The organism is Bradyrhizobium sp. Kon10 (genome assembly GCF_055807395.1).
The window spans coordinates 95,573-120,627 of record NZ_JBVVOZ010000003.1 but is presented as its reverse complement, the minus strand read 5'-3'; the positions used below and the strand labels follow the sequence as shown (position 1 = coordinate 120,627).

The window sequence follows — 25,055 nt, the reverse complement described above, 5'->3', positions numbered from 1 at the left end:
AGCCCGCGTGCGAAAGGCGCCATAGGATCGTCTGAATGTTTTACTGGCTGATCGAACTCTCCAACACATTTCCGGGCTTTGGTGCGATTCGCACCGTCTTGAACGTCTTCCGCTACATCACATTCCGCACCGGCGGCGCCGTCGTCACCGGCGCGCTGTTCGTGTTCCTGTTCGGGCCCTGGATCATCGATCATCTGCGCATCCGCCAGGGCAAGGGCCAGCCGATCCGGGCCGACGGCCCGCAATCGCATCTCAGCAAGAAAGGCACGCCCACCATGGGTGGCCTGATGATCCTGTCCGGCCTCACGGTCGGCACGGTGCTATGGGCCAATCCGCTCAACCCGTATGTCTGGATCGTGCTCGCGGTGACGCTCGGCTTCGGCTTCGTCGGCTTTTATGACGATTACCTCAAGGTGACGAAACAGACCACGACCGGGTTCGGCGGCAAGCTTCGCCTGCTGATCGAGGGGCTGATCGCGCTGGTCGCCTGCTACGCGTTGGTGCGGCTGAACCGCGATCCAGCATCCACAGCGCTGACGATTCCCTTCTTTAAGGACACGGTCCTGCATTTCGGCTGGTTCTTCGTCGTCTTCGGCGCCTTCGTCATCGTCGGCGCCGGCAACGCGGTGAACCTCACCGACGGCCTCGACGGCTTGGCAATCGTCCCCGTGATGATCGCGACCGCGAGCTTTGCCATGATCGCCTATCTTGCCGGCAACGCGGTGTTCGCCGATTACCTCCAGATCAAATATGTCGCGGGCACCGGCGAACTCGCGGTGCTCTGCGGCGCGCTATTGGGAGCGGGCCTCGGTTTCCTCTGGTTCAACGCGCCGCCGGCCTCGATCTTCATGGGCGACACCGGCTCGCTTGCGCTCGGCGGCATGCTGGGTGCGATTGCGGTCGCGGTGAAGCACGAGATCGTGCTCGCGGTGATCGGCGGATTGTTCGTGTTGGAGGCGGTCTCGGTCATCGTGCAGGTGGTGTCGTTCAAGCTCACGGGAAAGCGCATCTTCCGCATGGCGCCGATCCACCACCATTTCGAGCAACTCGGCTGGACCGAGCCGCAGATCGTGATCCGGTTCTGGATCATCTCGGTCATGCTGGCGCTCGCCGGGCTGTCGACGTTGAAGCTGCGGTGATGATGGTCTCGGTGAATCAAACTTGCCGTCTTTCCGGGGCGACGCGTCAGCGTCGAACCCGGAATCTCGAGATTCTCTGGTGCGCAATTGCGCACCATAGTTCTCGCTTCGCGAGCCCCGGAATGACAGAGCCGCCATCATGATCCCCGTCACCTCCTTTGCCGGCAAGACGGTCGCGGTGTTCGGCCTTGGCGGCTCGGGGCTGGCATCCTGCCATGCACTGAAGGCCGGCGGCGCCGAGGTGATCGCCGGTGACGACAGCGCCGAGAATGTCGCCAGGGCCGCCCAGGCCGGGTTCGTCACTGCGGATTTGCGCAACGTCTCCTGGGGGAATTTCGCGGCTCTCGTGCTCGCGCCTGGCGTGCCGCTAACTCATCCTGTGCCGCATTGGAGCGTGCTGAAGGCGCGCGAGGCCGCAATCGAGGTGATCGGCGACATCGAACTGTTCTGCCGCGAGCGGCGGCGGCATGCGCCTGATGCGCCGTTCGTCGCGATCACCGGCACCAATGGCAAGTCGACCACGACGGCGCTGATCGCGCACCTGACCAAGGTCGCCGGCTACAACACCCAGATGGGCGGCAACATCGGCACCGCGATCCTGTCGCTGGAGCGGCCGCGCATGGGCCGCGTCCACGTCATCGAGATGTCGTCCTACCAGATTGACCTCACGCCCTCGCTCGATCCCTCCGTCGGCATTCTGCTCAATGTCAGCGAGGACCACATCGATCGCCACGGCACCATCGCGCATTACGCCGCGGTGAAGGAGCGCCTTGTTGCCGGGGTGCAGGCCGCTGGCACCGCGATCGTCGGCGTCGACGACGGCTTCTGCCGCGATATCGCCGACAGGCTCGACCGCGCGGGCAAGAACGTTGTGCGCATTTCGGTCAAGAACCCGCTGGCGAGCGGCATTTATGTCGAGCACAGCACGATTGTGCGCGCCGCGGGCGGCGCGAAGAGCGAGGTCGCGAAGCTCGGCGGCATCGGTTCGTTGCGCGCCCTGCACAATGCGCAGAACGCGGCGTGCGCCGCAGCCGCCGCGCTCGCGATGGGCATCAGCCAGGATGTGCTGCAGGACGGCCTGCGCAGCTTTCCGGGCCTCGCCCACCGCATGGAACAGGTCGGCCGCCGCGCCAACGTGCTGTTCGTCAACGATTCCAAGGGCACCAACGCGGATGCCACTGCACATGCGCTGTCGTCCTTTGCCGACATCTTCTGGATCGCCGGTGGCAAGCCCAAGGCGGGGGGGATCACCAGTTTGACCGGCTACTTCCCGCGGATCCGAAAAGCCTACCTGATCGGCGAAGCCGCGTCGGAATTTTCCGCCACGCTGGGTGCCAGGGTCCCGCACGAGATCAGTCAGACGCTCGATGTCGCGGTCGCGCAGGCCGCGCGCGATGCGGAAGCATCAGGCTTGACCGAGCCGGTAGTGCTGTTGTCGCCGGCCTGCGCCTCCTTCGACCAGTATCGGAACTTCGAAATCCGCGGCACCAGGTTCCGCGAGCTGGTGCAGGCGCTGCCGGGTGTGAAGCCGGCGGTGTGAGACGCGCAGTCTCCTCATGCCCGCAGTCATCGCCCGCGAAGGCGGGCGATCCAGTACTCCGTGACAGCTGTGATTCATCGAGAAGCCGCGGCGTACTGGATGCCTCGCCTTCGCGGGGCATGACGAGCATTTGAGGTGGCACTCTCCTTCTATCGTCAAACATCCACCGTTCCTTAACCCCCCGGTAACCAACGTCGGCGACCAATGGGCTGATCTCTGTCCGAAAGTCGGCCGCCCATGCTCTCCCGTGAAGAACGCACGCCCTTTACCGAGTGGTGGTGGACCGTCGACAAGCCGCTGCTCGGCGCGATTCTGGTGCTGATGCTGACCGGCGTCATCCTGTCGCTGGCCGCGAGCCCGCCGGTTGCGACCCGCATCGGGCTCGATCCCTTCCACTTCTTCAGCCGCCACGTGCTGTTCCTGTTGCCGTCCTGCATTGTGCTCGTCGGCGTCTCCTTCCTGTCGCCGCGGGCGATCCGGCGTTCGGCGCTGATTATCTTTGCCGTCAGCATCATCCTGATCGTGGTGACGCTGGCTATTGGCCCCGAGGTGAAGGGCTCGCGGCGCTGGATCACGCTGCTCGGCGTCAACATCCAAGCCTCCGAAATCGCCAAGCCGTCGTTTGTCGTCATCGCGGCCTGGCTGTTCGCGGAATCGACCAAGCGTCCGGAGATGCCCGCGACCTCGATGGCGCTGGTGCTGCTGTTGATGCTGGTATCGCTGCTGATCATGGAGCCGGATTTCGGCCAGACCATGCTGATCCTGATGGTGTGGGGCTCGCTGTTCTTCATCGCGGGCATGCGCATGATCTGGGTGTTCGGCCTCGCTGGCGCCGCCGCCGCGGGCTTGTTCAGCGCCTATCTCTTCGTTCCCCACGTCGCCGGACGCATCAAGCGCTTCATGAACCCGGCCTCCGGCGACACCTTCCAGGTCGATACCGCGATGGAGGCGTTCTACAACGGCGGCTGGTTCGGGCTCGGGCCGGGCGAGGGCATCGCGAAACGCAGCCTGCCGGACAGCCACACCGACTTCGTGTTCGCGGTGGCCGCCGAAGAGTTCGGCATCATCCTGTGCCTCGCCATGCTGGCGCTGTTCGCCTTCGTCGTGATCCGCACCCTGTCGCGCGCCTATTCCAATGAGGACATGTTCTCGCGCTTTGCGGCGTCCGGCCTTGCGATCCTGTTCGGGGTGCAGGCCGCGATCAACATGTCGGTCAACCTCCAGCTCATCCCAGCCAAGGGCATGACGCTGCCCTTCATCTCCTATGGCGGCTCCTCGATCGTGTCACTCTCCTACGGCGTCGGCATGATGCTGGCGCTGACCCGGCTGCGACCGCGCACCGAGGTCGAGGCAAGCGGCCACGCCGAGGCGATGCGCAGCTACGCATAGTTCTTCGTCATTGCGAGCGCAGCGAAGCAATTCACGAATCCTTTCGCGGTGGCAGTCTGGATTGCTTCGCTGCGCTCGCAATGACGGGAGAGACACTGTAAAACTTCCCCAGCATGGACAATTCTCCCTTGATTCTGCTCGCCGCGGGCGGCACCGGCGGCCATTTGTTTCCCGCCGAGGCGCTTGGGGTCGAACTGATCCGGCGCGGCTTTCGCGTGCGCCTCGTCACCGACGAGCGCGCGCTGCGCTATAGCGGTCTGTTCAGCAAGGACATGATCGACGTCGTCGCGAGTGAAACCGCGCGCGGCCGCAATCCGTTGCAGCTCGCCTATGCCGGGCTCACGCTCGCCACAGGCACGCTGTCCGCGTACCGCCTGATCAAGCGATTGAAGCCCGTCGCTGTGGTCGGCTTCGGCGGCTATCCGACATTGCCGCCGCTGGTCGCTGCAAAATTCGCTGGCGTGCCCGGGATCATCCACGAGGCCAACGCCGTGCTCGGCCGCGCCAACCGGTTTCTCGCAGGCCGCGTCCGCGCGATCGCAACATCTCTGCCGGGCGTGCTCGACCGCGATCCCGCGCTATCGGGCAAGACCACAACGGTCGGCACGCCGATGCGGCCGGCGGTCCTTGCCGCTGCCGCCATGCCATATGCCGCACCCGAAGTGAATGGTCCGCTGCGCCTGCTCGTCGTCGGCGGCAGCCAGGGCGCACGCATCATGGCCGATGTCGTGCCGGGCGCGATCGAACGGCTCGAGCCCGCGCTGTGGGGCCAGCTGATCCTGACCCAGCAGGTGCGCGACGAGGACATGGCGCGCGTGCGCGCGGTGTACGACAAGCTGAAGATCAATGCCGAGCTCGCGCCGTTCTTCACGGATTTGCCGGCGCGGCTCGCCTCCAACCATCTGGTGGTGTCGCGCTCCGGCGCCGGCACCGTGGCCGAGCTCGCCGCGATCGGCCGGCCCTCGATCCTGGTGCCGCTGCCGGGCTCGATCGACCAGGACCAGTTCGCCAACGCCGGCGTGCTGGCCAAGGTTGACGGCGCCATTCGCATCCCGCAGCCCGAGTTCTCGTCCGACCGGCTCGCCGCCGAGATCTCCGCCTTCGCCGCCGAACCCGCGCGTCTTGCCGCCATGGCAGGGGCGGCCCGTAGCGCCGGCCGGCTCGATGCGGCGGCGCGGTTGGCCGATCTGGTGGTCAAAGTCGCGGGAATCTGAGCCTAAACGGACCGATTTTCGTATTTTTGCCGTCATGGCCGGGCTTGTCCCGGCCATCCACGTCTTGCATGAAGTAGCTTGGGATTCGTGGATGCCCGGGAGCACCTTGCGCAAAGACGCGCTTCGCGCTTATGCCCGGGCATGACGACGGAACGACGGAACAGAGCATGAGACTGCCGCGCGAGATTGGACCCATCCACTTCGTCGGGATCGGCGGCATCGGCATGAGCGGCATCGCCGAGGTGCTGGTCAATCTCGGCTATGCAGTGCAGGGCTCGGACGCCTCGGACAATTACAATCTCGACCGTCTGCGCAAGAAGGGCGCAAAGGTCTCGGTCGGTCACGCCGCGGAGAATGTCGATGGGGCCGCGGTCGTCGTGGTGTCCTCGGCGATCAAGCGCGACAATCCGGAACTGATGGCCGCGCGCGCGCAGCGCATTCCGGTGGTGCGCCGCGCCGAGATGCTGGCCGAGCTGATGCGGCTCAAAAGCTGCGTTGCGATCGCCGGCACCCATGGCAAGACCACGACCACCACGATGGTCGCGACGCTGCTCGACGCCGGCGGGCTCGATCCCACCGTCATCAATGGCGGCATCATCAACGCCTACGGCTCCAACGCGCGCCTCGGCGCCGGCGACTGGATGGTGGTGGAAGCCGACGAGAGTGACGGTACTTTTTTGAAGCTCCCGACCGAGGTCGCGATCGTCACCAATGTCGATCCCGAGCATCTCGACCACTTCAAGACTTTTGAGGCCGTGCAGGACGCGTTTCGGCTTTTCGTGGAGAACCTGCCGTTCTACGGCTTCGCCGTGATGTGCATCGATCACCCCGTCGTGCAAACCCTGGTCGGCAAGATCGAGGATCGCCGCATCATGACGTATGGCGAGAATCCGCAGGCCGATGCGCGGCTGGTCGATCTCACGCCGATGGGCGGCGGATCGAAGTTCAAGGTTGCGTTCCGTGATCGCAAGTCCGGCGCTGTGCACGAGATCGCCGATCTCATGCTGCCGATGCCGGGCCGCCACAACGCGTCCAACGCGACGGCCGCAATCGCTGTCGCGCGCGAGCTCGGCGTCTCCGATGATGCGATCCGCGCGGCGATCGCTGGCTTCGGCGGCGTCAAGCGCCGCTTCACCAAGACCGGCGAATATAACGGCGTTGCCGTGATTGACGATTACGGCCATCACCCGGTCGAGATCGCGGCGGTGCTCAAGGCAGCGCGCGAATCCACCAACGGCAAGATCGTCGCGGTGGTGCAGCCGCATCGTTACACCCGCCTGCAATCGCTGTTCGAGGAATTTTGCACCTGCTTCAACGACGCCGACGCGGTGATCGTCGCAGACGTCTATGCCGCGGGTGAGACTGCGATCGAAGGCATCGACCGCGATCATTTCGTCGCGGGCCTGCGCGCGCACGGCCACCGCGAGGTGATCCCCCTGCCGGCGGCGACTGAACTTGCGGGGATCGTCAAGGGATTGGCGAAGTCGGGCGATCTCGTCGTGTGCCTCGGTGCCGGCAACATCACGCAATGGGCGTATGCATTGCCGGGTGAATTGAAAGCGTTGGGGTGAGGGCGGTGGGATTTCCCGACATCACCCCCGCTCTCAAAGCCGCGATACCCGAGCTGCGCGGCCGCCTGCTGGCGAACCAGTCGCTCGCTGAGCTGACCTGGTTTCGCGTCGGCGGTCCGGCACAGGTGCTGTTCACACCGGCCGATGAGGACGATCTCGCTTATTTCCTGGCGCACCTGTCGAACGACATCCCGATTTACGTCGTTGGGGTCGGCTCCAATCTCATCGTGCGCGACGGTGGCATTGCCGGCGTTGTGATCCGGCTGGCGCCGCGCGCCTTTGGCGATGCGAGTGCAAGCGGTGACGTCGTCACGGCCGGCGCGGCCGCACTCGACAAGCGCGTGGCGGAAGTGGCGGCTGGCGCTGATATCGCCGGCCTCGAATTCTACTTCGGCATTCCCGGCACGATCGGCGGCGCGCTGCGCATGAATGCGGGCGCCAATGGTGGCGAGACTAAGGACGTGCTGATCGAGGCGCGAGGTGTCGGGCGCGACGGCACGAAGCATGTCTTCACCAACGCCGAGATGAAATTCGACTATCGCAACAGCGGCGTCGAGTCCTCCATCATCTTTACGTCCGCGCGCTTTCGCGGCGAGATCAGGGATCCTGATGCGATCCGCGCGCGCATGGCGGAGGTGCAGAGCCACCGCGAGACCGCGCAGCCGATCCGGGAGAAGACCGGTGGCTCGACCTTCAAGAATCCGCCGGGCCATTCCGCCTGGAAACTGATCGACGCCGCCGGCTGCCGCGGCTTGCGCGTCGGCGGCGCGCAGGTGTCCGAGATGCACTGCAATTTCCTGATCAACACGGGCGAGGCCACCGCGCACGACATCGAGACGCTGGGCGAGACCGTGCGCGAACGGGTGAAGGCAAATTCCGGAATTGAGCTACATTGGGAAATCAAGCGGATCGGGGTTTCCCTCTAACAGTCATTCCGGGGGCGCGCAGCGCAACCCGGAATCTCGAGATTCCGGGTCTGGTGCTTGCGCACCATCCCGGAATGACGAATGAGAGAGATTGCAGACTATGACCATGCGCATCACCATCCTCTTCGGCGGCTCCAATCGCGAGCGTCTGGTTTCGGTCGCCTCGGCCCAGGCGCTGCATCAGGCGCTGCCTGAGGCCGATCTCTGGTTCTGGGATATCGAGGACAAGGTCCACACCGTCTCCTCGAAGCAGCTGCTCGAACATGCCCGTCCTTTCGAGGACGAGTTCAAGCCGGGCACGCGCGGCATTGCGCTGGAGCAGGCGCTCGACCAGGCCAAGCTGGAAGATCGCGTGCTGGTGCTCAGCCTGCATGGCGGCCGTGCCGAGAACGGCGAATTGCAAGTGATGTGCGAGGCGCGCGGCGTGGCCTTCACCGGATCGGGGTCGGCCTCCTCGCATCTCGCCTTTGACAAGATCGCCGCCAAACGGTTTGCCGTCCTCGGCGGCGTGACGCCGCCGGCGAACATTGCGCTCGACGACGTCGACGAGGCCTTTGCCGAATACGGCCGGCTGATCGCAAAACCGGCGCGCGACGGATCGAGCTATGGCCTGATCTTCGTCAACGCCAAGCAGGATCTGGTCGCCGTCCGCAACGCGGCGAAGCATGAGGAGTACGTGATCGAACCCTATATTGCCGGCGTGGAGGCGACCTGCGGCGTTCTCGAGCGGCCGGACGGTTCGATCATCGCGCTGCCGCCGATCGAGATCATTCCGGGCGAAGGCAATTTCGACTACGCGGCAAAATATCTCTTGAGTTCGACCCAGGAGATCTGCCCCGGGCGCTTCACGGCAGAGGTCACGGCCGCGCTGAAGCAGCAGGCGATGCTGGCGCACCGCGCGATGTCCTGCACCGGCTATTCCCGTTCCGACTTCATCGTCTCGGACAAGAACCTGGTTTATCTCGAAACCAACACGTTGCCCGGGCTGACCAAGTCCTCGCTCTATCCCAAGTCGCTGAAGGCCGAGGGCATCGCGTTCGTCGACTTCCTGCGCGGCCTGATCGAGCTCGCTGAGCGGCGGGTGCGGAAATAATTAGATTGGTTAACGCGTCCAAGGGCGAAACGGCCCGGTTTGGCGTCCAAAACCGGTAGAATGCCGGACATCGCGGCATAAATGCCTCACAGGGCTGGGCAAAAAGCATCCCGCGTTAACGAACTTTACCTTTTGTTTACCAGGAAGTCCGAAGGTTAACGCTGGCGGCGCATATGGCGTTTTGGCTGCCGGCGCGTGAGCTGCTGCGGATCTGTCCGGCAGCAGCGAACGCTTTGAAGGGGAGAGGCTTCTTCTACCGAAGACCAGTACCCGGCCCGGCAAGTCCGAGACGTCATGTTCGCCAGGACCCGCGCGCGATGTTGCGGGTAAACTGTTGACGAGCTCGTGCAATGGATGGTGCAGGAAGCCTCACCCGATCACTTGTAAGATCGCTGAGGCCCCAAACTGACCTGAAGGCGGCCGCCGTTGGAGCGGTCGTGCTTCTGCGCGAGTGGGTGCAGGAAAAGCGCCAGGAAAGACTTCACCAGAAGCGCGCCGGCGCCAAAGACAAAGCCAGGACCAAGGCCAAGCCCGTGATCGAGCGCACCCCGCCGCCGCGCGTGGTCGCGCTGGTCGAGCGCTACTTGCCCCGCCGGGTCGGCATCGGCATGACCGTGCTGCTCCTGATCGGAAGCTGCGGCTTCGGCATCGTCAAGGGCGGCCACCTCCAGGATTTCATCGCCGCCGTCAGCGACGCGCGCAATGCGATGGCCAATTCCGCCGGCTTCCGCATCACCTCGGTCGTGATCAACGGCCGCAAGCAGCTCAGCCAGGACGAGATTCTGGCGATCGGCGGCGTCAGCGGCCGCTCCTCGCTGCTGTTCCTCGACGCCGACGGCGTGCGCGACAAGCTAAAGGCCAATCCCTGGATCGCGGATGCAACCGTGCTGAAGCTCTATCCGGGCCGGCTCATGATCGAGATCACCGAGCGCCAGCCGTTCGCGCTGTGGCAGGAGGGCGGCCGGCTCTCCGTCATCGCCGACGACGGCGCCCTGCTCGAACCCTATGTCTCGCGCCGGTTCCTGTCGTTGCCGCTCGTGGTCGGCAAGGGCGCCGACACCCAGGCGCGCGATTTCCTCGCGCTGCTGGCGCGCTATCCGCAGGTGAGCGCGGTGACGAAGGCCGCGATCCTCGTCGGTGAGCGGCGCTGGAACCTGAGACTGAAGGACGGCCTCGACATCCGTCTGCCCGAGCAGGACGTCGGCAACGCACTTGCCGCGCTCTCCAGGCTCGACAAGGACGAAAAACTGTTCTCCCGCGACATCGTCGCGGTCGACATGCGCCTGCCCGATCGTCTGGTGGTGCAGCTGTCCGATGACGCCGCCAAGGCGCGCGAGGACCTGTTCAAGGACAAGAAGAAAAGGAAGGCCGGGGACTCCGCATGACCGGTCTTGATCGCACCCAGACGCCGAAGACGCGACAGATGCCGCATAAGCGCGGCGGCCTCGTCGCCTGCCTGGACATCGGCACCAGCAAGATCGCCTGCATGATCGCCCGGCTGAAGCCGTCGGCGCCGAGCGAAGCCTTGGGCGGCCGCACCCATGCGGTGGAGTTGATCGGTTACAGCCAGATCCAGTCGCGCGGCATGAAGGCCGGCGCGGTGGTCGATCTCGCCGAATGCGAGCAGGCGGTGCGTCAGGCCGTTGGCCTCGCGGAGAAAATGGCCAAGGTGCGGGTCGAGTCCGTGCTGCTGTCGGTCTCCGGCGGCCGGCTCTCCGGCCAACTCGTCGAAGCTGCAGCCGACATCCGCGGCGGCGCGGTGACGCCCGCCGACGTCAGCCGCGTTACCTCCACCGGCATGCGCCACGCCACCGGCGATGGCCGCACGGTGCTGCACGCGCTTCCGGTCGGCTACACGCTCGACGGCGTCAAGGGCATTCGCGATCCGCGCGGCATGGTCGCGCGCCAGTTCGGCGTCGACATGAACGTCGTCACCTGCGACGCCATGGTGGCGCGCAACCTGATGCTGGCGGTGGAACGCTGCCACCTCAACGTCGAAGCCATGGCGGCGAGCCCTTATGTCGCCGGTCTGTCGGTGCTGACCGACGACGAAGCCGATCTCGGCGCAGCCGTGGTCGAGATGGGCGCGGGCACCACCACGATCGCGGTCTATTCCGGCGGCCGCTTCGTGCACGCGGCCGGATTTGCGGTCGGTGGGCAACACATCACGATGGATCTCGCGCGCGGACTCTCGGCGACCATTGCCGATGCCGAGCGAATCAAGACGTTATACGGAACGGTCCTCACCGGCGGATCGGACTCGCGCGAGCTGATGTCTGTACCGACGGCCGGTGACGAGCAGGATCTGCCGCAGATCGTTTCGCGCGCCACCATTGCCAACATCGTCAAGCACCGTGCCGAGGAAGTCTTCGAAATGGTTCGGGACAAGCTGAAGGATTCGCCCTTCGCTGCAGAGCCCAAGGGCCGTGTCGTGCTCTCGGGCGGCGCCTCGCAGCTCACCGGTCTCGTCGAACTCGGAACGCAAATTCTCGGCCGGCCCGTGCGGGTCGGACGTCCGCTCGGTTTTGGCCGGCTGCCCAACGAGGCGAAGAACGCCGCGTTCGCGGTGCCGGCCGGACTACTCGTCTACCCGCAATATGTTCACCACGAACATGTCGAACCGCGGCATACGCGGCAGCAGGTCAAGACAGGGACCGGCGGTTATTTCGGAAAGGTCGGACGATGGCTACGCGAGGGCTTTTGATGATTCCTTTCCGCAATTCCCGACTTTCACCAACTCCCGCGGCCGCCGGCCGGGGCGAACCCACGCGCGCGTGATCGAGAGGCAAACATGACCATCAGTATCAATGCTCCTGATATTCACGAACTGAAGCCGCGGATCACCGTGTTCGGCGTCGGCGGAGCCGGCGGCAACGCCGTCAACAACATGATCACGGCGGGGCTCCAGGGCGTCGATTTCGTGGTCGCCAATACCGACGCGCAGGCGCTGACGATGTCGAAGGCGCAGCGCATCGTGCAGATGGGCACGGCGGCGACGCAAGGGCTGGGCGCAGGCTCGCAGCCGGTGGTCGGAGCGGCCGCGGCCGAAGAGGTGATGGACGAGCTTCGCGACCATCTCTCGGGCGCCAACATGGTGTTCGTCACCGCCGGCATGGGCGGCGGCACCGGCACCGGTGCTGCTCCCGTCATCGCCAAGATTGCGCGTGAGATGGGCATTCTCACTGTCGGTGTCGTGACCAAGCCGTTCCACTTCGAGGGCGGTCGCCGCATGCGCACCGCGGAAGCCGGCATCAACGAGTTGCACAAGGTCGTCGATACGCTGCTGATCATCCCGAACCAGAATCTGTTCCGGGTCGCCAACGAGAAGACCACCTTCGCCGACGCCTTCGCGATGGCCGACCAGGTGCTCTACTCGGGCGTCGCCTGCATCACCGACCTGATGGTCAAGGAAGGCCTGATCAACCTCGACTTCGCCGACGTGAGGGCGGTGATGAAGGAGATGGGCAAGGCGATGATGGGTACGGGCGAAGCCTCCGGCGACAAGCGCGCGCTGACCGCCGCCGAAGCCGCGATTGCCAACCCGCTGATCGACGATAGCTCGATGAAGGGTGCCAAGGGCCTTCTGATCTCGATCACCGGCGGCAAGGACCTCACCTTGTTCGAGGTCGACGAAGCCGCGACCCGCATCCGCGAGGAAGTCGACCAGGACGCCAACATCATCGTCGGCGCGACCTTCGACGAAGCGCTCGACGGCCTGATCCGCGTCTCGGTCGTTGCCACCGGCATCGAGCAGGCCGCGATCGCCCGCAACGCCCAGGCCACCAGCGCTCCGGTTGCGAATCCGGCACCGCAGGCCCAGCAGGCGCCGGCGCCTGCTGCTGCTGCCGAGAGCCGCCTCGCCGACCTGACGGCACGGCTCCGCGCCGACAACCAGCGCCTGGCGGATCGTGCCCAGAAGCTGGAAACGCAGACCCCGGCCGGCGCGCCCGCGCCGCGTCCCAATGTCGAGCGTGCGGCGCTCGCGGCCATTGCCGCCGCCGTCGCGGACGTCCCGCACGCGCCTGCGCCGATGCAGACCTATGGCGACGTCACCGTGCGTCCGATCGCGCAGAAGCCGACGCTGTTCCCGGAGCCCGATCAGGTGCCGACGGCGGTGCATGAGCCGATGATGCCGGAAACCTTCATCCCGCCGCAGGCCGAGCGCGCGCCCGTGCGTGCACCGCGGATGCCGCGCCTCGAGGAACTGCCGATGCCGGCGCAGGCCGAGATTCGTCAGGCCCGTGGCGAAATGGAGGAAGAGACTCCGCAAAAGACCCGCCTGTCGCTGCTGCAGCGCCTCGCCAATGTCGGTCTCGGCCGTCGCGACGAGGAGACCGAGGCGCCGGTCGCGGCCCGCACCACCGGTCCGGCGATGCCGGCGCTGCCCGAGCGCAAGCCGCAGCGGTCGGTTGCGCAGCAGATCGCAGCCAGCGAGCCGGTGTCCGAATACGCCCGCCGGCCTGCTCCGCAGGGTCTCGACGCCCATGGCCGCCCGGCACCTGTTGCGCCGGCGCCACAGGGAGACGACCATCTTGATATTCCGGCCTTCCTGCGGCGTCAGGCGACCTGAGGATTGTTACAATAAGGCGGACGAAAAAAGGTCCCGGCGGGAAGCTCGCCGGGACCTTTCCTTTTGATCCGTGCATATCCGGGTTGTTCGCTCAAGCAACTGATTTTAAATCATTAATTACCTGTTCGGTGTTTCAGTAAAGCTGCCGATAACGGTCCCGAACTCCGGCGCAATTTGGTTAAGCCTTGGCGCGAATACGGCAGGTTTGGGGTAACAATCGGTAAAAAACCGTGAGTTGGCGCTGTTTGGGGCAGTGACTATGGTCTGGCGTGACTTGGGGATACGGATTCGGACGGTCGGCCTTGGCCGGTTAGTCGGGCTTTGTATAAGTCGCAGTTGGTCGTGGTGGGGCGGTTCCTGATGAAATTTAGCCGGCAAACAACGCTTCGTGCGCAAGCCTCCGTGGCCGGCGTCGGCGTTCATTCCGGTCTTCCCGTCACTCTCACGCTTGGACCTGCACCTGTCGATGCAGGTTTTATTTTTGTCCGCACCGGCCTTGAGGGAAGTGACCGCGAAGTTCAGGCGACCGCCGAGCAGGTGATCGCGACCGATTTCGCCACCGTCCTCGGTGATCGCAGCGGTCCGCTGGTCTCGACCGCCGAGCATGTGCTGGCTGCGCTGCGCGGCATGGGCGTCGACAACGCCATCATCGAGATCGACGGTTCGGAAGTACCGATCATGGACGGCAGCGCCGCCGCGTTCATCGCGGCGATCGATCAGGCCGGAATCGTCAGCCAGCCGGCGCAGCGCCGGTCCATCCAGGTCTTGAAGCCGGTTTCGGTCAGGATCGGCGACTCCTTCGGCGAGATCCGGCCGTATGCCAACGGGTTCCGTGCCGAGGTCGAGATCGATTTCACCAATCCCGTCATCGGCCAGCAGAGCTACGCCTTGGACCTCAACCCGGAGCGTTTCCGCCGCGAAGTCGGCCGGGCCCGGACGTTTGGCCTGATGGGCGATGTTGCGCGGCTCTGGAGCGCGGGCTATGCGCTCGGCGCCTCCTTTGACAACACCGTCGTATTCGACGACGAGCGGCTGCTCAATACCGAGGGCCTGCGCTACGCCGACGAATGCGCCCGCCACAAGGTGCTCGACGTGATCGGCGACCTCGCGCTGGCCGGCTTGCCGCTGCTTGGCGCCTACCGCTCGGTGCGCGGCGGCCACAAGCTCAACCATGCTGTCCTCACCGCGCTGCTCGCCGACCGTACCGCCTGGCGGGTGGTCGAGGGCGAGGCGGCCCGCCGCACCACGCGTCCGGTCGTCGAGGTCGGTAGCGGCATGGTTGGCGGCCGGATCGCCGCGGCCTACGGACCGGACGTTTCCTGAACGATCTGGTATGGCAGCCGTTCGGCTACTGCTGTCCCCGGGAAACTCCTGGTAACGCTGATCGGCTAGGATTGCGGCACGTTCGCCTTAATCCGGGCGGAATGGCTGCCTATCCCATTGGTTAACGATCGTTTTTCGGTTACATCGACGTGGTCGCATGGCAGGCACCACGGTTATGCTCGCGCTCACGACGGGGTCATGGGCCGGCGGGCACCGCATCACAGGGCGCAGGTCTTAAATTCATGTCGGCACAGCGTATGACGCGTGGATATCTCTCGGGTTGGCCAACGGCTTCGATCAGCGCCCGTGCGCTGATCCAGGCTGCGACCTTCTTCTTGCTCGCGCTGCCGCTTGGCGGCTGCGGCACCGGCGCGCTCTGGGACAAGTTCACCGCCAAGGACGACACTTTCGTCGAGGAGCCCGCCGACAAGATCTACAATGAGGGCCTGTACCTCATGAACGAAAAGAAGGACATGAAAGCGGCGACCAAGAAGTTCGAAGAGGTCGACCGCCAGCATCCTTATTCCGAATGGGCGCGCAAATCGCTGCTGATGTCGGCCTATGCGTCGTATCAGGGCGGCGACTATGATAGCTGCATCGGTGCGGCCACCCGCTATGTCACCCTGCATCCCGGCAGCCCGGATGCGGCCTACGCGCAGTACCTGATCGCCGCCTCGCATTACGACCAGATCCCGGACATCAGCCGCGACCAGGGCCGGACCGAGAAGGCGATCGCCGCGCTGGAAGAGGTGAACCGCAAATATCCGAACTCGGAATATGCAGTCTCCGCCAAGGCCAAGATCGAAGGCGCCCGCGACCAGCTCGCGGGCAAGGAAATGAATGTCGGCCGCTATTACATGCAGAAGCGCGACTACACGGCCGCGATCAACCGCTACAAGGCGGTGGTGACCCAGTATCAGACCACGCGTCATGTCGAGGAGGCGCTGTTCCGGCTCACCGAGGCCTATATGGCGATCGGCATCGTCGGCGAGGCGCAGACCGCGGCCGCCGTGCTCGGCCACAATTTTCCTGACAGCCGCTGGTACAAGGACGCCTATAATCTTGTAAAATCCGGCGGTCTCGAACCGAGCGAGAATCAGGGGTCCTGGATGAGCCGGACCTTCAAGAAAATCGGTCTGTAGGTCTCGGCCAGGAACTGAATTCCCATGCTGGCGCGTCTGTCGATCCGTGACATCGTCCTGATCGAACGGCTCGATATCGAATTCGCCTCCGGCCTTGCGGTTTTGACCGGCGAGACCGGGGCGGGCAAATCCATCCTGCTCGATGCCTTTGCGCTGGCGCTCGGCGGTCGCGGCGATGCCGGCCTCGTCCGTCACGGCTTGGAGCAGGGGCAGGTCACTGCCGTATTCGATGTCCCCAAGAATCACCCCGCGACCAAAATTCTGGCCGAGAACGGCCTGGAGGATAATGGCGAGATGATCCTGCGCCGGGTCCAGCTCGCCGATGGCCGCACCCGCGCCTTCATCAACGACCAGTCGATCAGCGTGCAGACGCTGAAGGCGGTCGGCGCGGCACTGGTCGAGATCCATGGCCAGCACGACGAACGCGCGCTGGTCGATGCCGCCACCCACCGCCGCCTGCTGGACGCATTTTCCGGACTGGAGAAGGACGTCGCGATCGTCGAATCGCTGTGGGACGCGCGCCGCACCGCGAATACTACGCTGGAAGAGCATCGCGCCGGCATGGAGCGCGCCGCGCGTGAGGCCGATTATTTGCGCCACGCTTCCGACGAGCTAAAGCAGCTCGCGCCCAGGGACGGTGAGGAGACCTCGCTCGCCTCCCGCCGCACCACCATGATGCAGGGCGAGAAGATCGCCTCCGACCTGCGCGAGGCGCAGGAGGTCGTCGGCGGGCACAATTCGCCGGTCGCGGCACTCGCGGCCGCAGTGCGCCGGCTGGAACGCCGCGGCGTCAATTCGCCCGCGCTGGTCGAGCCCGCGGTGAAGGCGATCGATATCGCGATCAACGCGCTGGAGGAGGCCGATCAGCATCTCCAGGCCGCCTTGGCTGCGACCGATTTCGATCCGGGCGAGCTCGAGCGCATCGAGGAGCGGTTGTTCGCGTTGCGCGCCGCCTCGCGCAAATATTCGACGCCGGTCGACGGGCTCGCCGCGCTCGCCGCCAAATACGCCGCCGATGTCGTGCTGATCGATGCCGGGGCCTCGCGCCTGAAGAAGCTGGAGCAGGCCGCGATCGAGGCCGATGCGCGCTATGCCGCCGCCGCCAAGAAATTGTCGCTCGCGCGGCAAAGGTCCGCCGAGAAGCTCAACAAGGCCGTCAATGCCGAGCTTGCCCCGCTCAAGCTCGAACGCGCGAAATTCATGACCCAGGTCGAGACGGACGAGAGTTCGCCGGGGCCTCAAGGGTTCGACCGCGTCGAGTTCTGGGTGCAGACCAACCCCGGCACCAAACCGGGTCCGCTGATGAAGGTCGCCTCCGGCGGCGAGCTGTCGCGTTTCCTGCTGGCGCTGAAGGTCGTGCTGTCCGACCGCGGCTCGGCGCCAACCCTGGTGTTCGACGAAATCGACACCGGCGTCGGTGGCGCGGTCGCGGACGCCATCGGCGCGCGGCTCGCGCGGCTTGCCGGCAAGGTGCAGGTGATGGCCGTGACCCACGCCCCGCAGGTCGCCGCCCGCGCCGACCAGCATCTCCTCATTTCCAAGGATGCGCTGGACAAGGGCAAGCGCGTCGCCACCCGCGTCAATGCGCTCGCCGCCGACCACCGCCGCGAGGAGATCGCGCGAATGCTGGCAGGGGCGGAGATCACGGCCGAGGCGAGGGCGGCCGCGGACCGGCTGCTCAAGGCGGCGACGGCTTGATTTCACCATGGCAAGAGCAGCAAAATCCAAGGCACGGCCGCTTCCCGACGTCGCCGGCTTCACCAAGGCGCAGGCCAAGGTCGAGCACATGCGGCTCGCGCTCGAACTCGAGGGCCACGACAAGCGCTACTATCAGGACGACGCGCCTTCGGTCAGCGACGCCGAATATGACGCGCTGCGCCAGCGCTTCAACGCGATCGAGCAGCGCTTTCCGGAATTCGTCAGCGCGGACTCGCCCTCGCAGAAGGTCGGCGCTGCGCCGTCCGGACGGTTCAAGAAGGTGCGGCATGCCGTTCCCATGCTGTCGCTCGACAACGCCTTTGCGGAAGAGGACGTGCGCGACTTCGTCGGCCGCATCGTGCGGTTCCTGAAGCTTGCCGATGACAAGGTCGACTTCTCCGCCGAACCGAAGATCGACGGCCTCTCGATGTCGCTGCGCTATGAAGGTGGCGAACTCGTCACTGCGGCGACGCGCGGCGACGGCGCGGTGGGCGAGGACGTCACCGCCAACATCCGCACGCTCGAGGACGTTCCGCAGAAGCTGAAGGGGCGCAACGTCCCCGACGTCTGCGAAGTGCGCGGCGAGGTCTACATGACCAAGCAGGCCTTTCTTGCGCTCAACGAGCGGCAGAAGGCGGCGGGCGACACTGTGTTCGCAAATCCTCGCAATTCTGCTGCAGGCTCGCTCCGGCAGAAGGATCCGACCATCACTGCGTCGCGTCCGCTTGGCTTCTTTGCGTATGCCTGGGGCGAAATGAGCGTGATGCCCGAGGGTACACAGACCGGCATGATCCACTGGTTCGAGCGCTGCGGCTTTAAGACCAATCCGCTGACCAAATTGTGCCATTCGGTCGAGGAACTGCTCGCCTTCCATCACGCGATCGAGCAGCAGCGCGCCGAGCTCGACTACGACATCGATGGCGTGGTCTACAAGGTCGACCGCATCGACTGGCAGGAGCGACTGGGCTTCGTCTCACGCACGCCACGCTGGGGCATCGCGCACAAATTCCCGGCCGAGCAGGCCATGACGGTGCTGCGCGACATCGAGATCCAGGTCGGCCGCACCGGCTCGTTCACCCCAGTCGGCAAGCTGGAGCCGGTCGGTGTCGGCGGCGTGATCGTGCAGAACGTCACGCTGCACAACGAGGACTACATCAAGGGCATCGGCAACAAGGGCGAGGTGCTGCGCGAGGGCCGCGACATCCGGATCGGCGACACCGTGGTGATCCAGCGCGCCGGCGACGTCATCCCCCAGGTCGTCGACGTCGTCATCGACAAGCGGCCGCCGAGCACCAAGGAGTTCCACTTTCCCAAGAAATGCCCCTGCCCGCTACACACCGACGTCACGCGCGAGGAAACGGCGACCGGCGAAGAGGGCTCGCGTGCCCGTTGCACCGGTGAGTTCGCCTGCCCCTATCAGAAGATCGAGCACCTCAAGCTGTTCGTATCGCGACGCGCCTTCGACATCGACGGCCTCGGCGAGAAGCAGCTGCAGTATTTCTTCGACCAAGGTTTTGTGAAGGAGCCCGCCGACATATTCACGCTGGAGAAGCGCAACTCAAAACTAAAGCTCGAGGACATCGAAGGCTACGGCGAAACCTCCGTGCGCAATCTCTTCGCCGCCATCGAGAGCCGGCGCAGAATCGCGCTGGAGCGCTTCATCTACGCGCTCGGCATGCGCCATGTCGGTGAGACCACGGGGTTGGCGCTGGCGCGGGGCTACGGTTCCTGGGACGCTTTCCACGATGCCAGTCTCAAGGTCGCCAAGGGCGACGAGGAGGCGATCGCCGAGATGGACGCGCTCGACCAGATCGGAGAGACCGTGATCAAGAGCATCGCGGATTATTTCGGCGAGAGCCACAATCGCGGCATCGTCGAGCGGCTGACCAGGGAAGTCGAGATCGTCGACGCCGAGAAGCCGAAGAGCAACTCGGCCGTCGCCGGCAAGACGGTGGTGTTCACGGGCTCGCTGGAGAAGATGACGCGCGACGAAGCCAAGGCCACCGCGGAGCGGCTCGGCGCAAAAGTGTCGGGCTCGGTGTCGAAGAAGACCGATCTCGTGGTCGCCGGCCCCGGCGCGGGCTCGAAGCTTGCGGACGCCAACAAGCACGGGGTCAAGGTGTTGACCGAGGACGAGTGGCTGACGCTGATCGGGGAATGAGAGGATTCTTTCTTTCTCCCACAAGGGGAGAAGGAAGAAAGCGGCGTCCCCCCTCACATCATCCCGCTCTCTTCCTCTTCCGCCTGCTCGATCAGCGTCTCGCTTACCACCATCTCGCGGCGGGGCACGATGAAGATCATCGTGCAGGCGCAGAGCAGCGAGATTGCCAGCACGGCGGAGGTCAGTGGCAGCGTCGTGGCGGAGTGGCCGCCGAGATAGGCGCCGAATTGCGACATCAGCGCGCCAATGCCCTGTTGCAGGAAGCCCATCGCGCCGGACGCGGTGCCGGCGGCCTCGGGGCGGATGCTGATCGCGCCGGCGGCCGAGTTCGCCATCACGAAAGCATTGCCGGCCATCACGATCATCTGCGTGCCGAACAACCAGGCGGGGGCCTCGTTCCACCCCGCAAAACTCCAGAGCAGATTCAGAACGCTGCCGCAGAGCTGGAGTGACAGTCCGAACCAGATCAGTCTCTCCAGCGCGTGCCGCGGCGCAAAGCGCACGCAAAGGAGATTGCCGACGAGGTAGGCGAAGCCGGTGGTCGCGAACCATGCGCCGTATTCAGCGCTGGTCCGGCCCATCTGCGTCACCACGATGTAGGGACCGCCGCCGGCGAAGGTGAAGATGATTTGCGAGGCCAGCACCTGGCACATCACATAGCCGACGAAGGCGCGGTTTCGCATCAGCATGCCGAAATCGCCGCGGAAGCCGCTGCCGGCGGCACGGGTGCGGCGCGTCTCCGGCAGCGCGACCGCGATGCCGACGGCGACCGCGATTGCGCCGATCGTGATGGCGTAGAAGATGGCGCGCCAGCCGAAGGCGGTCTCGATCAGACCGCCGGTGAGCGGCGAGACCATCTGCCCGATCATCAGCGCCGCGATCACGAGGCTGATCATGGAGGCGACGCGATCGCGCTCGTAGATGTCGCGGATGATGGCACGGCTCACGACCATCCCGGCCGCGCCGCCCAGCGCCTGGAAGAAGCGCGCCACGATCAGCTGCGGCAGACTTTGCGCGAAGATGCAGGCGATGCTCGCCGCCACCATCAGCGCCAGCCCTCCGAGCAGCACCGGGCGCCGTCCGAACTTGTCCGACAGCGGCCCCATGATGAGCTGCGACAGCGCGATCCCGACCATATAGAGCGACACCGTCATCTGCGCGATCGAGATGTCGCTGCCGAAACTTGTCGCCAGCACCGGCAGCGCCGGAACCAGCATGTAGAGCGAGATCGGCGCGACCCCGGTCATGACGACCAGCAACAGCAACACCAGCCGCGAGGTCGCGAGGTTTGCCGTTGCCGGTCCCGGCTTGCTGACGATGCCGTGCATGCGTGTCGGTCTCGCAAATAGATGGAATCGGACTGTAGCGTCCTCGCGCACGACGGAAATCGGCGTTTCGGAATGCGGCTATACGGATTTTGGGATGGCTATGGCGAAGGCCGAGGCGAGCCGAGCGCTCCGGATTGCGGCGCGACGTACGTGCCGCACGATCGGTGTCATTCCCCGCGAAGGCGGGGAATCCAGTATTCCAGAGCAGCAGTGATTGAATCGAGAGGCCGCGGGGTACTGGATGCCCCGCCTGCGCGGGGCATGAACAGCCGTGGTGGAGAAGTAGCCTTGCACAAATCGCGTAGCGGTATGCGCGCTAGGCCTTCAGCTCCGCCGTCGCCTGGTCGAGCCAGCTCTTGGTCGCCTCGTCGAGCGCCGGGCCCACCTCGGCGCGAACGCGCGCATGGTAGGCATTGAGCCAGGCGAGCTCGTCCTTGCCCAGCATCGCCACGTCGATCAGCCGCCGGTCGATCGGCGCCAGCGTCAGCGTCTCGAACGCGTTCATCGATTTCTCGGCGCCCTTGATCTCGGCGGCGATCACCAGCTCGAGATTCTCGATGCGGATACCGAAGCTGTCGGTCTTGTAATAGCCGGGCTCGTTGGAGAGGATCATGCCGCGCTTCAGCGGCGTGGTCCCGAGTTTCGAGATCCGCGCCGGCCCTTCGTGCACGCTGAGATAGCTGCCGACGCCGTGACCGGTGCCGTGCTCGAAGTCGACGCCGGCGGCCCAGAGATATTGCCGCGCCAGCGTGTCGAGCTGCGCGCCCGTCGCGCCGTCAGGAAACACCGCGCGCGCGATCGCGATATGGCCGCGCAGCACGCGGGTGAAGCGGTCGCGCATCTCGCCGGTCGGCTCGCCCACGGCCATGGTGCGGGTGACGTCGGTGGTGCCGTCTTCATACTGCGCACCGGAATCGATCAGCAGCAGGTCGCCGGGCGTGATCCGCCGGTTGCTCTTGCGGGTGACGCGGTAGTGCACGATGGCACCATTCGGGCCGGTGCCGGATATGGTCGGGAACGAGACGTCCTTCAGCGCGCCGGTGTCGCGGCGGAACGTCTCCAGCGCCTCCACCGCGTCGATCTCGGTCAGCTTGCCGCTTGGCGCCTCGCGGTCGATGAAGGCGAGGAAACGCGCCAGTGCCACGGCGTCGCGCCGATGCGCGGTCCGCGTGCCGGCGATCTCGGTCGTGTTCTTGACCGCCTTCAGCAGCGCAATCGGATCGCTGCCACGCAGCGGCTTGCCGCCGGCCCCCGAAATCAACCGGCTGAGCGCGTCGGCCGCCGTGGCATTGTCGAGCGCAATCGCGGCCCCGCTCTTGGCCAGAGCCATCAGCGTCGGCGTCAGCGCGTCCGGGTCGCGCACGTCGGCGGACTGCTCGAGATGATCGCGCGAGAGGTTGGAGAGCTTGCGGTGGTCGATGAAGACGGTCGGCCGGCCGACCTTCGGCACCAGCGCGTAGGACAGCGGCAGCGGCGTATGGGCGACGTCGGCGCCGCGGATGTTGAAGGTCCAGGCGACCGCGTGACTGTCGGAGAGGACCAGCGCGTCTGCGCCGAGCTTGCCGACTTCGCTTTGGATCTGCGCGACCTTCTCGGCCTCGGCGACGCCGGCATATTGCAGGCCGTGGATCGCAACCGGCGCCAGCGGCGGCTGCGGCCGGTCCTGCCAGATCGCGTCAACCGGATTGCTGTCGACCGCGACCAGCTCGGCGCCCACTTTGGCGCAGGCGGCGGACAAGCGCTCGGCTGCCGCAAAAGTGTGCAGCCACGGATCAAATCCTAGGCGGTCGCCGGCCTTCAAGTGCGCCGACACCCAGCTCTCCGGCGGCGGATCGATCAGGGACTCGATCCCCCAGGCTTTTGCGTCGACCTGCTTCGCCGCCTGGATCGTATAGCGGCCATCGACGAAGACCGCGGCCTTCTGGGCCAGAACGACGGCAAGTCCCGCCGATCCGGTAAAGCCGGTCAGCCAGGCCAGCCGCTCTTCGGACGGGGGCACGTATTCATTCTGCTGCTGATCGGCGCGCGGAACGACGAAGCCGGTCAGCTTGCGGCGGGCGAGTTCTTCGCGGAGCGCGGAGAGCCGGGCGGTCAGTGCGACGCCGGCCTCTGGCTCCTCAAAAGTCTGGAAGTGCGCTTCGAACATGTGGATCACTTTAGGATCATGGGGATCGGTCCGCAATGTAGACGCATTTGAGGCCGCATCTGGCACGGACTGTGCTTGAAAAAGTTCCGCTTGAGTCGAGTGGAGTAAAGGGTTGCAGCCTTCGAGCTTCGTCCGGACAACAGGGAAATTCGAGCAAGTGTTTCTACTCAACGGCGAGGGGATACACGATGCCTGCGTTCACGTTTGAGAAGATTTCGCCGCCGGCGCGCCGCGCTCCGGCCGGAACGACACCGAAGAAGAAGGCGCGGGGTTTGATCAGCCAGATGATCGATCGTTTCGCCGAGCGCCGCGCTCGCCGCGCCTTGCGCGCATCGGCGCGCACTGACGACAAGCCCGTGAAGTAGCGCGGCATTGGGGATGCCGTAGGGTGGGCAAAGGCGCAACGCGCCGTGCCCACCACCTTCTCTCAGATCGCGATCTCGATGGTGGGCACGCTTCCGCCTTCGCTCTTCGAGCTACGGCGGACAAGTCGCTTTACCCATCCTGCAGCGCTTCGTTCATCCACCTTCCTGAGCAACAGACTGCTCCACCCCTCGATCCGCAGGTGCCGCAGCGGCACGAGACCGCGGGCGCGATAGGCGGCGATCACCGCGGGGGCCTGGTGCGTCAACAGGCCGGAGAGAATGACGCGCGCACCCGGCGCGAGATGCCGTGTCATCGGGCCCGCCAACTGCCTTAACGGATTGGCAAGGATGTTGGCCAGCACCAGGTCGAACGGTCCGCATCGGGCGAAATCCGGCGCGGCGAAGCCGGTGGCGCGGATCACCCGCACATGATTGCCGACTTCATTCAGGGCGGCGTTCTCCGCCGCCACGCGCACGGAGGGCGGGTCGATGTCCGAGGCCAGCACCGCGCGATGCAGGGCCTTCGCCGCCGCAATCCCGAGCACGCCGGTCCCGGTGCCGAGGTCGAGCACGCGCGTCGGGCGCGCGTGTTTCAAGACATGGTCAAGCAGCAGTAAACAGCCACGCGTGGTGCCGTGATGTCCGGTGCCGAAGGCGAGCGCCGCCTCGATCTCGATGGCGAGCTTGTTCGGCGCCACGCGGTCGCGGTCATGGCTGCCGTGCACGACGAAGCGCCCGGCCGGCACCGGGACGAGATCTTCCAGGCTGGCCTTGACCCAGTCCTTGGCTTCGATCGTGTCGAAGACAAGCGTCGCAGCGATCTCAGTTCCTGCAGAAGTTGCAAGGAGTTCGCGCAGCAATTGCTGATCCGGCGCCGCCGCGAAATGCAGCGTGACGTCCCATTCTCCATCGGGCCGCTCGAATGCGGCGACCGCGGCATCGCCGTCGAGAAAGATCTCCGTGAGCACGTCGACGACGCGCTTGGCGGCGGCCTCGTTACCGATCGAGAAGCTGGCGCGATGGGTGGGCAAAGGCTGCATTCGGAGTTCCGTCCAGTTCAATTTTTGGAACTTTTGCTCCAACTTTCGCGTAAAATTGCGCTCAGAGATTAACTTGCCCGCAGGTTGTATTCCGTACGTTTACGGATGTGGCAACAAGCCAACACAGCTTGAAATAGATATGGAGGCGAGTCTTGAAGTGCATGGTTTCGAAGTTCTGGTCGGACGAGTCGGGCGCCACCGCGATCGAATACGGCCTGATCGCGGCCGGTATCGCGCTGGCGATCATCACCGTGGTCAACGGCCTCGGTACCAGCCTGAACGACAAGTTCGGTTCGATTAGCAGCTCCTTGAAGTAATTTCTGCCTCCGATTTCCCAGCGGAGCTACTTTCTTCATAGACGGCTTTCGTGACGAGCGCCCGCTGGGGGATTGCCCCCTTGGCGGGCGAAA

Annotated in this window: 19 protein-coding genes; 15 read left to right on the top strand and 4 right to left on the bottom strand. The window is 65.2% G+C overall.

Annotated features, from left to right (window positions below):
• The first annotated feature begins 35 nt into the window (after positions 1-35).
• The 14 genes from mraY to ligA all read left to right on the top strand — a co-directional run bounded on the left by mraY (position 36) and on the right by ligA (position 19,766).
• Entirely contained in the window at positions 36-1,139 is a 1,104-nt protein-coding gene (gene mraY / locus AC0L2O_RS05900) for a phospho-N-acetylmuramoyl-pentapeptide-transferase (protein WP_473369034.1), read from the top strand.
• Positions 1,140-1,278: 139 nt separating this feature from the next.
• Complete coding sequence (gene murD / locus AC0L2O_RS05895; RefSeq protein WP_473369033.1) at positions 1,279-2,679, top strand: UDP-N-acetylmuramoyl-L-alanine--D-glutamate ligase; 1,401 nt, start codon at positions 1,279-1,281, stop codon at positions 2,677-2,679.
• A gap of 237 nt (positions 2,680-2,916) precedes the next feature.
• Positions 2,917-4,068, top strand: a complete 1,152-nt coding sequence (ftsW, locus tag AC0L2O_RS05890) for a putative lipid II flippase FtsW (protein WP_369721730.1) — start codon at positions 2,917-2,919, stop codon at positions 4,066-4,068.
• Positions 4,069-4,181: 113 nt separating this feature from the next.
• Positions 4,182-5,282: an undecaprenyldiphospho-muramoylpentapeptide beta-N-acetylglucosaminyltransferase gene (gene murG / locus AC0L2O_RS05885; protein WP_473369032.1), complete on the top strand. Its 1,101-nt coding sequence runs from the start codon at positions 4,182-4,184 to the stop codon at positions 5,280-5,282.
• 167 nt (positions 5,283-5,449) lie between these two features.
• Entirely contained in the window at positions 5,450-6,853 is a 1,404-nt protein-coding gene (gene murC / locus AC0L2O_RS05880) for a UDP-N-acetylmuramate--L-alanine ligase (RefSeq protein WP_369721731.1), read from the top strand.
• Positions 6,854-6,858: 5 nt separating this feature from the next.
• Positions 6,859-7,779 carry a UDP-N-acetylmuramate dehydrogenase gene (gene murB / locus AC0L2O_RS05875; RefSeq protein ID WP_473369031.1) on the top strand — a complete coding sequence of 307 codons (921 nt, stop codon included), beginning with the start codon at positions 6,859-6,861 and terminating at the stop codon, positions 7,777-7,779.
• Positions 7,780-7,885: 106 nt separating this feature from the next.
• Positions 7,886-8,872 (top strand): D-alanine--D-alanine ligase family protein, encoded by a 987-nt coding sequence (locus AC0L2O_RS05870; protein ID WP_473369255.1) that lies wholly within the window; start codon positions 7,886-7,888, stop codon positions 8,870-8,872.
• A 350-nt stretch (positions 8,873-9,222) separates the two neighbouring features.
• Positions 9,223-10,257, top strand: coding sequence for a cell division protein FtsQ/DivIB (locus AC0L2O_RS05865; RefSeq protein ID WP_473369030.1), 1,035 nt, complete (start codon positions 9,223-9,225; stop codon positions 10,255-10,257).
• Positions 10,254-11,576: a cell division protein FtsA gene (gene ftsA, locus AC0L2O_RS05860; protein WP_369721734.1), complete on the top strand. Its 1,323-nt coding sequence runs from the start codon at positions 10,254-10,256 to the stop codon at positions 11,574-11,576. Before AC0L2O_RS05865 ends, ftsA begins: the two co-directional genes overlap by 4 nt.
• A gap of 87 nt (positions 11,577-11,663) precedes the next feature.
• On the top strand, positions 11,664-13,442 hold the full coding sequence (ftsZ, locus tag AC0L2O_RS05855) for a cell division protein FtsZ (protein ID WP_409192313.1): 1,779 nt from the start codon (positions 11,664-11,666) through the stop codon (positions 13,440-13,442).
• Positions 13,443-13,802: 360 nt separating this feature from the next.
• Positions 13,803-14,765 (top strand): UDP-3-O-acyl-N-acetylglucosamine deacetylase, encoded by a 963-nt coding sequence (gene lpxC / locus AC0L2O_RS05850; RefSeq protein WP_369721736.1) that lies wholly within the window; start codon positions 13,803-13,805, stop codon positions 14,763-14,765.
• 242 nt (positions 14,766-15,007) lie between these two features.
• Complete coding sequence (locus AC0L2O_RS05845) at positions 15,008-15,907, top strand: outer membrane protein assembly factor BamD (protein ID WP_473369029.1); 900 nt, start codon at positions 15,008-15,010, stop codon at positions 15,905-15,907.
• A gap of 24 nt (positions 15,908-15,931) precedes the next feature.
• Positions 15,932-17,605 (top strand): DNA repair protein RecN, encoded by a 1,674-nt coding sequence (gene recN, locus AC0L2O_RS05840; protein WP_473369028.1) that lies wholly within the window; start codon positions 15,932-15,934, stop codon positions 17,603-17,605.
• A 7-nt stretch (positions 17,606-17,612) separates the two neighbouring features.
• The gene (gene ligA, locus AC0L2O_RS05835) at positions 17,613-19,766 is read left to right on the top strand and encodes an NAD-dependent DNA ligase LigA (RefSeq protein ID WP_473369027.1); all 2,154 of its coding nucleotides are present in this window, start codon (positions 17,613-17,615) and stop codon (positions 19,764-19,766) included.
• A 53-nt stretch (positions 19,767-19,819) separates the two neighbouring features.
• Here ligA and AC0L2O_RS05830 read toward each other — a convergent pair whose 3' ends face one another.
• The 4 genes from AC0L2O_RS05830 to AC0L2O_RS05815 form a co-directional block, all read right to left on the bottom strand.
• A complete protein-coding gene (locus AC0L2O_RS05830) occupies positions 19,820-21,094 on the bottom strand; it encodes a multidrug effflux MFS transporter (protein ID WP_473369026.1) in 1,275 nt (424 codons plus the stop codon).
• A 316-nt stretch (positions 21,095-21,410) separates the two neighbouring features.
• Positions 21,411-23,240 carry an aminopeptidase P family protein gene (locus AC0L2O_RS05825; RefSeq protein WP_473369025.1) on the bottom strand — a complete coding sequence of 610 codons (1,830 nt, stop codon included), beginning with the start codon at positions 23,238-23,240 and terminating at the stop codon, positions 21,411-21,413.
• Positions 23,241-23,403: 163 nt separating this feature from the next.
• Positions 23,404-23,613, bottom strand: coding sequence for a hypothetical protein (locus tag AC0L2O_RS05820; RefSeq protein WP_473369270.1), 210 nt, complete (start codon positions 23,611-23,613; stop codon positions 23,404-23,406).
• A gap of 54 nt (positions 23,614-23,667) precedes the next feature.
• Positions 23,668-24,645 (bottom strand): 50S ribosomal protein L11 methyltransferase, encoded by a 978-nt coding sequence (locus AC0L2O_RS05815; RefSeq protein ID WP_473369024.1) that lies wholly within the window; start codon positions 24,643-24,645, stop codon positions 23,668-23,670.
• 161 nt (positions 24,646-24,806) lie between these two features.
• On the opposite strand from AC0L2O_RS05815, the gene AC0L2O_RS05810 reads away from it, so the two are divergent.
• Positions 24,807-24,962, top strand: coding sequence for a Flp family type IVb pilin (locus tag AC0L2O_RS05810; protein WP_369726663.1), 156 nt, complete (start codon positions 24,807-24,809; stop codon positions 24,960-24,962).
• Positions 24,963-25,055: the final 93 nt, after the last annotated feature.